This is a genomic window from Paenibacillus phyllosphaerae (assembly GCF_014192105.1).
GTDB lineage: Bacteria > Bacillota > Bacilli > Paenibacillales > Paenibacillaceae > Paenibacillus_Z > Paenibacillus_Z phyllosphaerae.
Genome location: NZ_JACHXK010000009.1, coordinates 146,325 through 159,792, shown reverse-complemented (window position 1 = coordinate 159,792; position 13,468 = coordinate 146,325). Strand labels below are relative to the sequence as shown.

At 55.9% G+C, this 13,468-nt stretch carries 17 protein-coding genes; 7 read left to right on the top strand and 10 right to left on the bottom strand.

Features of this window, described 5'->3' with window-relative positions; all coding sequences use genetic code 11:
• Window positions 1-218: 218 nt before the first annotated feature.
• From FHS18_RS19535 to FHS18_RS19525, 3 genes are all read right to left on the bottom strand, one after another.
• On the bottom strand, window positions 219-572 hold the full coding sequence (locus FHS18_RS19535) for a hypothetical protein (RefSeq protein WP_183601765.1): 354 nt from the start codon (window positions 570-572) through the stop codon (window positions 219-221).
• Window positions 573-735: 163 nt separating this feature from the next.
• Complete coding sequence (locus FHS18_RS19530) at window positions 736-1,545, bottom strand: ABC transporter permease subunit (protein WP_183601764.1); 810 nt, start codon at window positions 1,543-1,545, stop codon at window positions 736-738.
• Window positions 1,542-2,432: an ABC transporter ATP-binding protein gene (locus tag FHS18_RS19525; RefSeq protein WP_183601763.1), complete on the bottom strand. Its 891-nt coding sequence runs from the start codon at window positions 2,430-2,432 to the stop codon at window positions 1,542-1,544. The genes FHS18_RS19530 and FHS18_RS19525 overlap by 4 nt, the downstream gene beginning before the upstream one ends.
• A 148-nt stretch (window positions 2,433-2,580) precedes the next feature.
• Between FHS18_RS19525 and FHS18_RS19520 the strand changes: the two genes are divergently transcribed.
• The 3 genes from FHS18_RS19520 (at window position 2,581) to FHS18_RS19510 (ending at window position 4,020) form a co-directional block, all read left to right on the top strand.
• Complete coding sequence (locus FHS18_RS19520; protein WP_183601762.1) at window positions 2,581-3,174, top strand: TetR/AcrR family transcriptional regulator; 594 nt, start codon at window positions 2,581-2,583, stop codon at window positions 3,172-3,174.
• A 39-nt stretch (window positions 3,175-3,213) separates the two neighbouring features.
• The gene (locus tag FHS18_RS19515) at window positions 3,214-3,441 is read left to right on the top strand and encodes a DUF6199 family natural product biosynthesis protein (protein WP_246427775.1); all 228 of its coding nucleotides are present in this window, start codon (window positions 3,214-3,216) and stop codon (window positions 3,439-3,441) included.
• A 78-nt stretch (window positions 3,442-3,519) separates the two neighbouring features.
• A complete protein-coding gene (locus FHS18_RS19510) occupies window positions 3,520-4,020 on the top strand; it encodes a CBO0543 family protein (protein WP_183601761.1) in 501 nt (166 codons plus the stop codon).
• On the opposite strand, the gene FHS18_RS19505 is transcribed toward FHS18_RS19510, so the two are convergent.
• The 3 genes from FHS18_RS19505 to FHS18_RS19495 all read right to left on the bottom strand — a co-directional run bounded on the left by FHS18_RS19505 (window position 3,977) and on the right by FHS18_RS19495 (window position 7,437).
• On the bottom strand, window positions 3,977-4,501 hold the full coding sequence (locus FHS18_RS19505; protein WP_183601760.1) for a GNAT family N-acetyltransferase: 525 nt from the start codon (window positions 4,499-4,501) through the stop codon (window positions 3,977-3,979). The two genes, FHS18_RS19510 and FHS18_RS19505, sit on opposite strands and share 44 nt — an antisense overlap.
• Before the next feature lie 156 nt (window positions 4,502-4,657).
• Window positions 4,658-6,103, bottom strand: coding sequence for a glucuronate isomerase (gene uxaC / locus FHS18_RS19500; protein WP_183601759.1), 1,446 nt, complete (start codon window positions 6,101-6,103; stop codon window positions 4,658-4,660).
• Between the two features lie 32 nt (window positions 6,104-6,135).
• On the bottom strand, window positions 6,136-7,437 hold the full coding sequence (locus tag FHS18_RS19495; protein ID WP_183601758.1) for a Gfo/Idh/MocA family protein: 1,302 nt from the start codon (window positions 7,435-7,437) through the stop codon (window positions 6,136-6,138).
• 230 nt (window positions 7,438-7,667) lie between these two features.
• Between FHS18_RS19495 and FHS18_RS19490 the strand changes: the two genes are divergently transcribed.
• On the top strand, window positions 7,668-8,546 hold the full coding sequence (locus FHS18_RS19490) for a helix-turn-helix transcriptional regulator (protein WP_183601757.1): 879 nt from the start codon (window positions 7,668-7,670) through the stop codon (window positions 8,544-8,546).
• A gap of 45 nt (window positions 8,547-8,591) precedes the next feature.
• On the opposite strand, the gene FHS18_RS19485 is transcribed toward FHS18_RS19490, so the two are convergent.
• Together FHS18_RS19485 and FHS18_RS34970 are read right to left on the bottom strand one after the other, a co-directional pair.
• The gene (locus tag FHS18_RS19485; protein ID WP_183601756.1) at window positions 8,592-9,221 is read right to left on the bottom strand and encodes a zinc dependent phospholipase C family protein; all 630 of its coding nucleotides are present in this window, start codon (window positions 9,219-9,221) and stop codon (window positions 8,592-8,594) included.
• Window positions 9,222-9,408: 187 nt separating this feature from the next.
• The gene (locus FHS18_RS34970) at window positions 9,409-9,534 is read right to left on the bottom strand and encodes a hypothetical protein (protein ID WP_281378802.1); all 126 of its coding nucleotides are present in this window, start codon (window positions 9,532-9,534) and stop codon (window positions 9,409-9,411) included.
• A 171-nt stretch (window positions 9,535-9,705) separates the two neighbouring features.
• Between FHS18_RS34970 and FHS18_RS19480 the strand changes: the two genes are divergently transcribed.
• On the top strand, window positions 9,706-10,335 hold the full coding sequence (locus tag FHS18_RS19480; RefSeq protein ID WP_183601755.1) for a polysaccharide deacetylase family protein: 630 nt from the start codon (window positions 9,706-9,708) through the stop codon (window positions 10,333-10,335).
• 140 nt (window positions 10,336-10,475) lie between these two features.
• Here the strand turns inward: FHS18_RS19480 and FHS18_RS19475 are convergent, their stop codons facing one another.
• Window positions 10,476-11,069, bottom strand: a complete 594-nt coding sequence (locus tag FHS18_RS19475) for a dienelactone hydrolase family protein (RefSeq protein WP_183601754.1) — start codon at window positions 11,067-11,069, stop codon at window positions 10,476-10,478.
• 144 nt (window positions 11,070-11,213) lie between these two features.
• Window positions 11,214-11,741, bottom strand: coding sequence for a hypothetical protein (locus FHS18_RS19470; protein ID WP_183601753.1), 528 nt, complete (start codon window positions 11,739-11,741; stop codon window positions 11,214-11,216).
• A gap of 190 nt (window positions 11,742-11,931) precedes the next feature.
• Here FHS18_RS19470 and FHS18_RS19465 point away from each other — a divergent pair, with 190 nt between their 5' ends.
• Window positions 11,932-12,369 (top strand): hypothetical protein, encoded by a 438-nt coding sequence (locus FHS18_RS19465; protein WP_183601752.1) that lies wholly within the window; start codon window positions 11,932-11,934, stop codon window positions 12,367-12,369.
• A gap of 264 nt (window positions 12,370-12,633) precedes the next feature.
• Entirely contained in the window at window positions 12,634-13,443 is an 810-nt protein-coding gene (locus tag FHS18_RS19460; RefSeq protein WP_183601857.1) for an alpha/beta fold hydrolase, read from the top strand.
• The last annotated feature ends 25 nt before the right edge of the window (window positions 13,444-13,468 follow it).

The following is a 13,468-nucleotide window of genomic DNA, read 5'->3' as shown; positions in this document are numbered from 1 at the left end:
CTTCCTCTGGCGGCGTAGCGCGTTTCATACCGGAGAAATACAGGATGATTTATAAATGTGAAACTTATAAATTCTGTATTTCAAATAACACCAGCCTTAAGGCTTAAGCCTTCATTGCGGTTAGAAAATGGGTACACGAAATAGAACCAGAAAATTTGGATTTTTCTAGCAATGTGGTGTCATTGTGAACATGCGGAAATACGCGGAAGGTTCGAATCTTACACAAAGAGAGAGGTACACTTCACAGGGGTTAGCTTCATCAGTATTAACCGGCGTGCAATGAACGGCCGGAACACGTGTGCAGCAGGCAGAGGGAGCGGCAGCTTGCGCTGTGCGGCGGCATGGAAGAGCAGGACCGCCATGAAGGCAGCCAGCTTCAGCTTCGCGAGCATCGGTTGATCCTTGCGGACGGACGGCTTAGCGGCCGTCTCCACAGACGTAGAATGGATCAAGCGCGCGAACGGCTCATTGATGCCGGACTCCGCTACGGGGATTGGTGTAGAAAAAATCATGAAGATAACGATGAGAATACTCGAAATCATACGCAGGAAAGAGATATTCGTCGATTTCATAGCTTCTCACCGTCCTTTTGGCTGATTTTAATGAAATTATACCATAAATCGGCGCTTTTAACAAACGCATATGGCCCAAGCCCTGCGGAAAATGATTCCTGCGATTCTTCGCATACAAAAGAGACAGGCGCTTTCAAGCCCCTGCCTCTTCCCTCCTAACCCTCTATAACGGGAGATCCCGCCGTCTGAACCGGACGATTCCGATCGCGAATGCGGCAGCGCCAATCGTAAGCAATGCAGCGCCGAATAATGGTGCAGGGCCGCTCCCTTCCACGATCTCGCCGGGCCGATAGAGCGCGAACAACGAAACCGCGCGAAGCCAATCCAGCTGGCCGCTCAACCGTCCGAGCAGATCGAGAGTGAAGAAGCCGAAGGTAATGGCGCCGGAGATACCGAGCGCCCGCTTCTCGTCGTTGGAGACCGCCGAGACGAGGAATGCGATTCCCCCGACCGCGAAGAACAGCAGGAAGGCCATCCCGTTCAACGCCAGGAACCGTCCGGAATCCAGCGCGCCATCCTCGAGGAAGATCGCGGCTCCCGCGAATCCGGCAATCGTCGTCATGCCCATGATGAGCGCAAGCCCGGTGACCAGCACCGATGCCTGCGTGAAGGCAACCTTGCCTCGCGTGAGCGGCGCGGCCAGCAGATACGCCATCGCGCCTTGATCGACGAGTTTGGCTATCAGCTGCGTCGCCAGCAGAACGGAGAACACCGATAGAATCAGCACGAGAATCAAGCCGTAATACTCCCCGGAGATGAACGACTGCGCCGTACCGAATCCGCTCGTCAGATTAAAAGCGCGCCCGATGCCTTCAGGCATCGCCGCGACAAGCTCGTCGATGGCCTGCGAATTGCTCGCGATGCTCGGATAAATCCCCAGCATCAGCACCATGTAGAAAGCCGAGCCGACCGCGTAGTTCATCATCGTTTTGAGATGGAGGGACAGCATCCGCCGATAGAGCGCCAGACTCATGCGAGCACCTCCGACTGATCGTAGTAGTTCATGAAGATATCCTCGAGATTCTGCGCGAATACATCGATATTGCGGACCGGATACGGCAGGATGCTTGCCAGAAAAGCATTGTAATCCCCCTGAACGGCGACCCGGACGGTATGGCCTTTGCGAATCTCGGCCTCATCGCCCCTAGCCGCTGCGAAAGCGTGCGCGTCCGCTTCGTTCACGAACGTCACCTCGAATATTTTGCGCTGCATGGACTGCAGTTCGTGGATATCCTTGACCGCGACGATCCGCCCCTGCTTGATGATCGCCGCCCGGTCGCAAGTCCGTTCGATCTCCGCGAAGCTGTGCGAGGACATCAGGAAGGTCGTCCCCCGCGCCTTCTCCTCCAGCACGAGGTCGATGAACACCTTCTGCATGAGCGGATCCAGTCCCGAGGTGGGCTCGTCGAGAATGATGAGCGGCGGCGCGTGCATGAAGGCGGCCACGATGCCGACCTTCTGCTTCATGCCTTTGGACATTTTGCGTATAGGCGTACGGGCATCGAACTGCAACCGGTCAATCAGCTCCCCGCGTCTAGCCATATTGCCGCATCCTTGCAGCTCAGCCATAAAGTCAAGGAACGCCTTTCCGTTCATCCCTTCCGGGAACGCGATCTCCCCCGGCAAATAACCGAGAACCCGCTGTAACTGCCCTTGATGCTGCCAACTGTCCATGCCTTGAACGGTTACCCGCCCGGCATCCGGCTTCATGAACCCTAAGATATGGCGGATGGTCGTCGATTTACCTGCTCCGTTCGGCCCCAAAAATCCGAAGACCTCCCCTTTCTCCACCTGGAAGGAGACGTCCTCGATTCCCTTACCGCCCGCAAAACGTTTCGTCAACCGCTCAACCGTTAACATAGCCGCACCTCCGCAGCGCCTTAATTATGAAATATATGAACTATAATATTACATAAATTATATTACTGCTCGGTGAAAACGGCGTCAATGGAGTTATGAAATATTGATATGCTATAATTTCATTATCTAGCCTAAACCAGGAGGGAACATGAACGGATTCGAGAAAAGAGCGTCCATGATCAAAGACAAAATTATGGACACGACATTGACGATGCTGAAGACCTGGGAGCCCAAGCGTATCCGAATCGCCGATATCGCCAAGGAGGCGAATGTGTCGCAGGTGACCATCTATAACTATTTCGGCAGCAAAGAGATGCTCCTGCGCGAGACGTTCAAGGCGTTCATCGACAGCTCGCTGACCGAGTTTCAAGTACATATGGAGGAGCGGCATACTTTTAAGGAGACGATTCACTACATCATGTTCAATGAGAAAAAGTCGAATCGCTTCTTCACGCTCGACTTGCTGCGCGAGCTGCTCGTGGAAGACCGGGAAATCGCGGAATACGTGGATCGGCGGTACAATGAGGTCGTCATTCCGCTCATGGCGGAATGGATCGAACGCGGCAAAGCAGCCGGCGAGGTGTCCGAGAAGGTAACGGCCCCGCTCGTCCTGGCGTATTTCCGCATGTTTATGTCCCAGACGGCCCAACTGTTGGAGCTCGCCCGCTTGCAGGGCAATGAGGCGCATTTTGCGGAGGAGCTCGCGCATGTGTTCTTCTATGGGATTTGCGGGAAGGAGTAAGCCGAATCTTAACTTACCTAACGTAGGAGGGGATGAAAGTTGGCATTTTTCATTGTCATGTTTATTGTTCTGCTGCCCCTCTACGGATTGCTCATCTGGTCGTTCTTCAATCCGGAAGGCAGCATGTCGTGGGGAAAAGCTTGGATGTATAAGGAGCGGCCCGAACCGTCGGAGGCCGGTATCATCTATATCCGCAGCGCCTCGGTATTCGGGCTCCTTGTGCTTACGATCTGGTTGATCATCGCATTCGTGCATGCCTTGAATTAAGGCATGTCTGCAACATAATTCCATCGCATGTGGGAAAAACTGTATCCATCTCGCACCTGGGGGGGTACATGCTGCTCTATGATTCTTGCCTCGAATCTCATCTTGCTGATTGCAACCGTCTGGACCCGCTCGTATCGAAGCTGGCGTCAATTCTACGCCACGATTCTCTTCGTCTCCGGCGTGAACCTGCTGTATAATTTCCTTTGCTTGAAGAAGCTGCCCTGGGCATTCAAACCGGATATTCTCTTGACGCATCGCGGCGGCGATCTGGCCAATACGTTGTTGCTACTGCCCTGCACGGTGCTGCTCTATTTGCAATACTATCCGTCCGGCAAGAAGAACCAGGCTATCTATTATCTCGCTTGGATCGCATTTTTCACCGCGCTTGAAACCGTCTGGTACGGAATCGGCAATATTCAATATGATCATGGATGGAATTTGCTCTGGTCGGTCACGTTCTACTTCCTGATGTTCTTCGTCATCCGCATTCATCATACCCATACCGGCAAAGCGCTGCTCTTCTCTCTCGCTACCGTTATTGCTCTCTTGGCGTTATTCCGGATTCCATTCTGGCAGTAAGCCGTTTCTTCATCTCGAACCAGCTGTCGGTCCGTTCGGGATAGAACAGATGCTCGAAGACTTCGTAAGACAGCCTTTCGTAAAAGGCGACGTTACCAGGCAGCGAGCAGCGTACGGACACTCTCGTCTCCTCAATACCGTGATCAATGGCGAGCTGCTCGAGCGCCCGCATCATCGCCACCCCTGCGCCCTGTCCTCTCCCCTGCGGGATGACGGAGACGCGGCCGATATACAGATGCTGGTCGACGAAGCGATAGAGCGCCGCCCCCAGCGGCAGTCCGCTGTCCTTCGCCTCGGCAATGACCGCTCCTCCCTGTTGCTCCATCTTGGCCCGGATACTGTCTGCCGTCTCCCGAAGCGCGCCGGACGGCGGAATGAGGATCCCTTCGTACTCGCGAAAAGCGTTCAGTACCAATTGCAACACCAGTTCACACTCCTGTGCCGTTGCCAAGCGAATCGATATATTCGCGCTTGTGCCCATCGCTCTCCCTCCCGATTACGCACATGTTCTTGTTCTTCTCCCATTGTAAGCCATCCCTGTACGGTTGAAAAACAGCTGATACCCTCTTGAATGGCGCAGCGGCGAAACAACGCAAAGCAGACCTTGCCCAAGACAAGGTCTGCTCACTTTGATCGATTAATGCGAGGCTACCGGGCTGCCGCCCTCTGCACCCACTTGCTCAAAGCCGAAGTACGATTGCGCATTGCCGTAGGAGATACGCTCCACCAAGCCGCCGAGCAGTTCCATGTCGTAAGGCGCTTCGCCGCGCACGACCCACTCGCCGAGCATATTGCACAGAATACGGCGGAAATATTCGTGCCGCGTATACGACAGGAAGCTGCGGGAGTCGGTCAGCATGCCGACGAAGCGGCTGAGCAGGCCGTAATTCGCCAGCTTGTTCATCTGCTCGAGCATGCCATCCTTCGTGTCGTTGAACCACCATGCCGCCCCAAGCTGGATTTTGCCGGGAACGCCGCCTTGGAACGAGCCCATGAGCGTGCCGAGCACGTCGTAGTCGTTCGGGTTCAGCGAGTACAGAATCGTGCGCGGCAGTCCGCCTTCCGATTCCAGACGGTCGAGCAAGCGGCCGAGCGGATAAGCAAGCTCGCCTTCGCCGACGTAATCGAAGCCGGTATCCGGACCGAGCTTGCGGTACATCGCGCTGTTGCTGTTGCGCGCGGCGTGGATGTGAAGCTGCATCGCCCAGCCGAGCTCTTCGTACAGCCTGCCGAGGAACAGCATCGTGTACGTCTTGTACTTCTTCTCGTCCTCGAGGCTGACGATCTCTCCCGCCAAGGCGCGGGCGAAGATTGCCGCCGCTTCCTCGCGCGTCGTCTCCGCATACGGCACGTAATCGAGCGCATGGTCGGAGACGCAGCAGCCGTTGTCGTCGAAGAACTGTGCACGCGCTTTCAAGGCATCCAGCAGCTCGTCATACGTTGCGATCTTGCTGCCGCTCGCCGCTTCCAGTCGGGCGATCCAAGGCAGGAACGTCTCGCGGCGCAGCTCGAGCGCCTTATCCGGACGGAAGGAAGGCAGCACCTTGCAATCGAAGCTCTCCAGTTGCGCGATGCCGATATGATACTCGAGCGAATCGGCCGGATCGTCCGTCGTACAGATCACCTTCACCTGATTGGCCGTGATGAGGTCGCGAACCGCGAAACCTTCCGACTGCAGCTTCTCGTTCGCCTTCTCCCAGATGAGCGGCGCATTCTGCTCGTTGATCAATTCCGAGATACCGAAGTACCGCTGCAGCTCCAGATGCGACCAATGGTAGAGTGGATTACCGAGCGTCATCGGCACCGTTTTCGCCCAGACGAGGAAACGATCGTAATCGGAGACGCCTTCGCCGCCGGTGATCAGCTCCTCCGGCACGCCGTTCGCGCGGAGCGCGCGCCATTTGTAATGGTCGCCGTACAGCCAGATCTCGGTCAGATTCGCGAAGCGTTTGTTCTCGTAAATCTCTTGCGGGCTGAGATGGCAGTGATAGTCGATAATCGGCTGCAGCGCGGCATGTTCATGGTACAGCCGCTCCGCAACGGGATTCGTTAGCAGGAATTGATCATCAAGAAACGGTTTCAATGGTGGTGCGCCCCCTTCATGTCGAAGAATCGTTACCTTGTTTCATGAAACTTGACGAGCGAGCCCACCGCAACCGGCAGACCTGTGCGGATCGCTTGATTCGCCGCGATGCCCGTAAGGATGGATTTGGCGCCGTCGATATGGTTGGCCGCGCGCTTGAATCGGTCTTCGACCGGCGTGCCGAAAATATCGTTCAGCAGGACCGGATCGCCGCCGCCGTGGCCGCCTTCGCCTTCTTCGACTTCCGCTTCGTATGGCGCTCCGAACATCGGGTAGACGGTAATCGTCTTGCCTTTCAGCGCGCCTTCTTGCGCCTTGTCGCCGCCCGAGTTCACGTAGGAAGCTTCCACGATCGTCATCTCGATCCGGCCTTTGGTGCCGTTGAACGCGATCCGGTAGCCTTCCCATGGCAGGTAGGCATTCAGCGAGTAGGTCAGAATCGCCTTGTTCTTGTAGCGGACCATGACGCCCATCGTGTCCTCGATGTTGATGCCGTCGCCGAATACGCTCTGGTCGCGGCGGTAACCGTCTTCCGGTTCAGCATCCAGATACAAGCGCTTCAAGTGCTCATTGTTGTCCAGACGCAGCGCGAATGGGTCGCCTTCCGCATTCGGATTGCCCGTCGCACGGTCGTAGAACTGCGTCACGCCGCGCTGCTCGGCGTTCTCTTTGCCGTAGAACAGCAGATCGCCGAACGCGAACACCGTCTCCGGCTCCGAGCCGATCCAGAAGTTGACCAGGTCGAAATGGTGCGTCGACTTGTGCACGAGCAGGCCGCCGCTGTTGCGCTTGTCCCGGTGCCATCTGCGGAAGTAGTCCGCCCCGTGCTGCGTGTTGAGCAGCCATTCGAAATGCACGCTCGTCACTTGGCCGATCGTGCCGTCTTCGATGAGCTCCCGCGCCTTCGTATGATGCGGCGCATAGCGGTAGTTGAACGTGACGCGCACGTTGCGGCCGGTACGCTCGACGGCGTCGAGGATCTCCTGGCATTTGTCCGCGTCCACGGTCATCGGCTTCTCGGTAATAACGTCGCAGCCCAGCTCCATCGCGCGGATAATATACGTGTGATGCGTGCGGTCGACGCTCGTAACGATGACGGCATCCGGTTTCTCGGCTTCGATCATCGTATCGAACTGATCCGACTTGTACGTGCGGACCGGCTCGTACCCATACCGCTGAACGAGCAGCTCATTCGCATAATCCATGCGGGTCTGGTTCGTGTCACAGAAAGCAAGCAGCTCGCTCGTTTCCTTGTACGTGGTTGCAATCGCAGAGTAGAAGAATTCCGCTCGTCCGCCGGAGCCGACGAGTACATATTTCTTTTTCGCGCTCATGGGTTACCATCCTCTTCGCATGAAGTATTTTCTTCAAGCATAATGCAGAATCGAACCGTTTTCTCCTCGTTTCGTGCTAAGATTGAGGTAAATGCCGCGTATCTTGCACAAATCTATGTTCGGTATTCTGAACATAGATTTGTGCAGTCACATTGTTTTGGACTCGCGGTCGCGAGTACAACATTGTGCAATCACAATGTGCTTAGCGTGTTGGATTGGAGGAGGCCACCATGACCTATCCGCATCATATGGAATACGGCGTGCCTGCGGGCGAATCCGTCTACGTCGAGTATATGCGCCGTGACGGGCCTTACAGCATGGACAGCAACCATTGGCACCCTTTTTACGAAATCTACTATTTAATCGAGGGCAGGCGGACGTATTTCATCCGGGATACGGCGTATTCGGTGGAGGCGGGCGATCTGGTCCTCATTCGCAGGCATGAGCTGCACAAGACGATGCAGACGGGAGAGGGCGCTCATACGCGGGTCATCGCGCACTTCGACGAACAGCTGCTGCAATCGCTGCCCAAGCCCGAATATGAGTGGATGACCGACGCGCTAGCGCATTGCCAGCCCGTCATTCGGCTGCCGCTGGCGGCCAGAGGGTATGTCGAGGGGCATATCGGGCGGTTGATGGAGGAGCTGCATTCGCAGCCCGCCGGGTTCATGCTGGTGCTCCGGCAGACGGTGCTCGATCTGGCGCTGCTCTGCGCGCGCCATGCCCAGAGCGGTGGCAGAACCGAGGCGGAGGCAAGCATGTCCCTCACCTCGCCCATCCACCGCAAAGCTTCCGAGGTCGCGCGTTATTTGAACGACAGCTTCGAGCAGCCCGTCCACCTGCATGAGCTAGCCGCCCGCTTCTACGTGAGCCCGTACTATCTCAGCCGAGTCTTCAAAGAGGTGACGGGCTTCACGATCATCGATTACGTCAATCTGATCCGCATCAAGGAGGCGCAGCGGCTGCTCAGGGAGACTTCCTTGTCCGTCACCGACATTGCGGGGCAGGTGGGCTTCGGCAACTTCTCGCATTTTGGCAAAATGTTCAAGTCCATCACGCGCATGAGCGCCCGCCAGTACCGCAGCGAAAGCAGCCAGAAGGTCAGATGACCAACGGGCTGCCGTTCCTTGCCGTATGGAGGCCGGCGAATGCTTTTATGCCAAAGCCCGTTCATGAATCACGGTCAGGCACCGATCCGCGCATCGTTCGATATAGGCGACGATTTGGCTGTTATCGTCCGCGAACAGCTCGAGCGCTTCCCCTGCCGCATCCTGCGACTGCGTAAAATCGCGTTCCAGCCCTTCCAGCAGCTGCGGCACATGGCGCAGCGGATAGTCCGCTTCCTCCAGCCCGATCGCAGGAATCGCGGGGCCCAGCTCCATCCGTTCGAGGGCGTAATGCCGCGCAAGACGAGCGTTCAGCCGCCAGAAGTCCTGATAGCACGCGGCAAGCCAAGTCTTGCGCGTCTCTTCAGGGAGATGCTCGACCGCCGAATACCACATTTCCGTCCAGACGACGTCGGAGAGCAGATGGCACAGATAGCCCAAGTAGAAAGGCTCCTGCAGCCGCCCTCGGTACTTGGCGATGTAACGTTCCACATTGATCCGACCTATGCCTGCGGCATTCCGGTCGACGAAATGGGTCCGATCCTTGGGCTTCACGCCCGGCATAAAAGGATGAATGTCCGGCGCAATGCCGCCCAGCATAAACTCGCGGCTGCCCGTCAAGCCAAGCGGCTGCGCCAGCAAAGTCGTTATCGCGTAATGCATGATTCGAGAGCCCAATGGAATCCACCTTTCTGCTCTTTGTTAACAGCTGCAAGCATTGACCCATGAAACTTTAAATCGCATTAAAAGGCCGGCCACTGACTGATGAATGACATGCATGTGAGTTAAGCCCATCTTAACGGGAGCCGAGGACTCAAATAAAGAGAAGCTATTCTTCTAAAAGTTTCCTATTTTCATTCCTGTCTCAGGACGTCAGCTCATCCAGCCACAGCAACGAAACAAAGAGCAATTCGGCTATGCACAGCAAGCCATAGGTGCCCAAGGCGGCGAGCAGGAGCGTCAAAGCGATTCTGATGATCCATTTTTTCACAAGCACACGCTTCTTTACCTTATAATCCCTAATTCTACCATACCCTGTAAGCGATTCGGGATAAATTACGGGTAAAATATGTGCCGCCAGCAAATAGGTTATCGCATTCTTCGGCCGCTCAGGTGTATGATCAAATCAGTTGCATCCCTAGCCGAAAGGACTGTTGCCATAATGTCTGCAGAAGTCGTTCACCAGGTCGAGACGCCTCACCGTAGAATCGCGTTTACGTTCGATGATGGGCCGAATCCGGTCTATACGCCGCAGGTGCTGGAGATTTTCCGCGAAGTGTCGGGCCAAGCCACCTTCTATATGATCGGCGAACAAATGGAGAAGCACCCCGATATCGTCAAGGCGGCCTTCGCCGAAGGGCACGAGATCGGCAATCACACCTACACGCACCCGCCAATGACCGAACGGTCGACAAGCGAGCAGCGGCTTGAGATCGAGCGCACGAACGCGCTCATCGAACAGCTGACCGGGCGCGCGCCGGCCACGTTCCGTCCGCCGTACTTCAATACGGATTCGACGCTCGAGCAGTTGGTCGCCTCGTACGGCCATCGGTCAATCGGCGCATTGAACGGGGACGCGCGGGACTGGGAGCAGCCGGGCGCCTCGCATATCGTAGAGGTCAGCCGCCTGCATGCCAAGAACGGCAGCATCCTGATCTTCCATGACGGATACGGCGACCGCTCCCAGACGATCGAAGCCGTACGCACGCTGGCGCATGAGTTGACGGCAGCGGGTTATCAGCTCGTGACGGTCAGCAAGCTGCTCGAAGACGCGCTATCGACCGCAGAGTGAAAGTGAAACGGCCGATGCCGTCTTGAATGGCCGCGCTAGATTCATTCCGGAGAACACAAGGACGCGAAGTGCGAAGCCGTGAATTCGGTTCGTACCCGCGTCCTTATTTGTGTAGATCGTATTTGTCACATGCCCAAACGCTAACTCTTCATGAATGCGAGCAGTTGCCGGAACGCCAGCCTCGCCGATTCCTCGTTGTAATTCGGGGAATACGGATCGGCGAAACCGTGCCGCCCGCGGTAGACGACCGCTGCGACCTTCGGCTTCTGATCGAGGACGGCGCTCACATCCGGCACATCGAACGACTTCTCTTCCTCCGCGAAAAAGAGCAATGTCCGGCACGACGGCAATACGTCGAGATAATTGCGAATGCGGGAGCCGTAATAGCCGACCACGCCAGTAACCCCCTCCTCCTGGCTGCACAGCCATGCGACGGTCGCCCCGACGCTAAATCCGACCAAATAAAGATGAGCGTAAGTTCCGCGCAATTCCGCGATGAGTTCCTTAATCCGGTCGCTCGCCCGCGTGAAGCCGACATGCGCCATATAGTTCGCGTACGCTTCCGCTTCCTGGTCGTACGTGCAAGGCTCTTCGGCCGCGAGCAAATTCGGGCCGTACACATCGTATTGCTGCTGCGCAAACGCTTCGCTCACCTGCTGCATATGCGCATTGACGCCATAGATTTCATGAATGAGGATAACTGCCGTATCCGAACCGTTGTTGATGCGAATCATCGCCCTCGCCTCCTTCAGCATGGAAGTTGGTGTGCCCCATCGACCTCTCCCTCTCAGTCTATGAAGAGGCCGCACAAAGAATCACCCGCAAGCGGGTTACGGACGGCACGAGCTTGCGGGCGACCTCGTCAGGCATGCACTATCTCATTGCTTCTTCCCTTCGGCATCCTGCAGGGGGAATTCCGCCACGACCTTCGGCCCGTCCAGCACGAGGAGAACCCCATCCCGCGCGTTCTCCAGCACCTTGCTAAGATCCGCGTCTTCCTGGATTCGGTACTCCACGTAGAAATGAACTTCTCTGCCCGGATCCAACAATCCTCCCGAGCCGCTTCCCTTGAACGCCATTTTGCGATACTTCGTATGTTCGTCCATCACCATATAACGCTTCAGTTGTTTGCCCGGCCGTACCGCTACCTCAATCGGATAGTAATGGTGTCCCGGATAATCGAACTGGGGCTGAAGCGTCTTCCGTCCGATATTCTTGATGGTAAAGTCATAGCGCAACACCTTCTCCGCCTTCATGATCGTGAGATCCGTTTGCGTCACGACGAGCTTTGGCTTCCCTCCGATCGAGACGGCTTCGGCTTGCGCGGCATGAGCCCCAGTAAGCCCTAGCCCCGTTATCGGTAACAAAGCGACGAACAGCAGCAGCATTCGATTCAATCTAAACAAATCATAACCCCCTTTTGGATTGTCATGATTTGGATGCCCGTATCGATCCTTTCTTATGCACGTCCTTGATCCTTACCCGTCATTCGACGGCGCGCAACAGTCGGCCCGCCAGCGCATCCGCGTTCTGCCGCCCTTCCCTATCAACTTCAGCATGCATATGCTATCAAAAATAGTAAAGGAGCTGATAGATTTGGTAAAAACGCTAGATGCCCGCACCTCGCAGAACGCCAGCTACGGACAGTCCATCAGCATCACGCTGCTTGCGGATACGCCAACGGCCATCGGCCAGGTCGGCCTGAATATAACTGGCGCCTCCGGTATCCTGCGCGTCATCTTCAACGGCATCGCTACGCTTGCGCTCCCGGCGGAGGTCCCGCCAGATACGGTAATTGCTCTTGGCGTTCTGCGGGGAACTTCGCCGACCACCGATCCGGTCGTCGGTTACGCGCTTTTCCCAGTCTCATCGTTCGATACGAATGTAAGAGTGCTCAACATCACCGTGACCGATTACGAAGTCCCCTATCCGGTAGCGAATGACGAACTTGTGTATTCCCTCATCGTGTATTCCTCGGTAGAATGTACGCGAATTGGCCCCGAAAGCATGAATGCGGTCGCGTATTCGGACTAATGAAGATTCCCTCCAATAAACGAAAATAGCTACGTCTACAAGCCGGCCCGAACGCGATTCCCGTTCTAGCCGGCTATTTGGTGCTCGGTGAGATTCCCCTCCGCCCCCTCTGAATGTCCCGCATAATATGGGAATGACTTCCTAGCCAACATTTGGGTTATGCGCTAGAATGCAAGGAAGCATAGCAATGCATCGTCTTTGTTGTTTCAGCCTGATCGCTTATGCTGTATAAAGTGCAGGTATCGATTAAGGAGTGGACTCATGTTGAACGACGATATCATCAAGCGAAACCATGTCAATATTCAGGGCCACGGAACCCAGCCGATTCTATTCGCCCATGGTTATGGCTGCGACCAGCATATGTGGAGAAAGGTCGCACCCGCTTTCGAGAACCGTTACCGCGTTATTTTGTTCGACTATGTCGGTGCGGGCCGTTCGGATCTCAATGCGTATTCCCCTACGAAATATGCCAGCCTGGACGGTTATGCGCAGGATATTATAGACGTTTGTGACGCGCTTCAACTCAAGAACGTCCTATTCGTAGGCCATTCCGTATCCGGCATGATTGGCCTCCTTGCATCCATCGCCAGACCCGAGCTGTTCGACCGCATCATGATGATCGGTCCTTCCCCCTGCTACCTGAATGATCCTCCCTACTTCGGCGGTTTCGACAGCGAAGGGATCGATGGCTTGCTGGCGTTAATGGAAGAGAATTTCTTCGGGTGGGCCAATACGCTGGCACCCGTTATTATGGGGAACCCGGATCGGCCGGAGCTGGCAGGTGAACTTGCCGAGAGCTTCTGCGCCATGGATCCCGCGATTGCCCGGAACTTCGCCAGGGCTACGTTCCTTGCCGACAACCGGAAGGATCTTCCCAAAGTAACGGTGCCTTCGCTGATCCTGCAATGCACGGAGGACGCGATCGCCCCTGTTCAGGTCGGCGATTACATGCATGAGCAGTTGGCTAACAGCACCCTTGTTCATATGAGAGCAACCGGTCATTGCCCTCACCTGAGCCATGCGGAAGAAACGGTTATCCGCCTAAAGAAGTATTTGTCGACCCCTCTATCCTAACGATGAATAGAAAGAAGTCGTGATG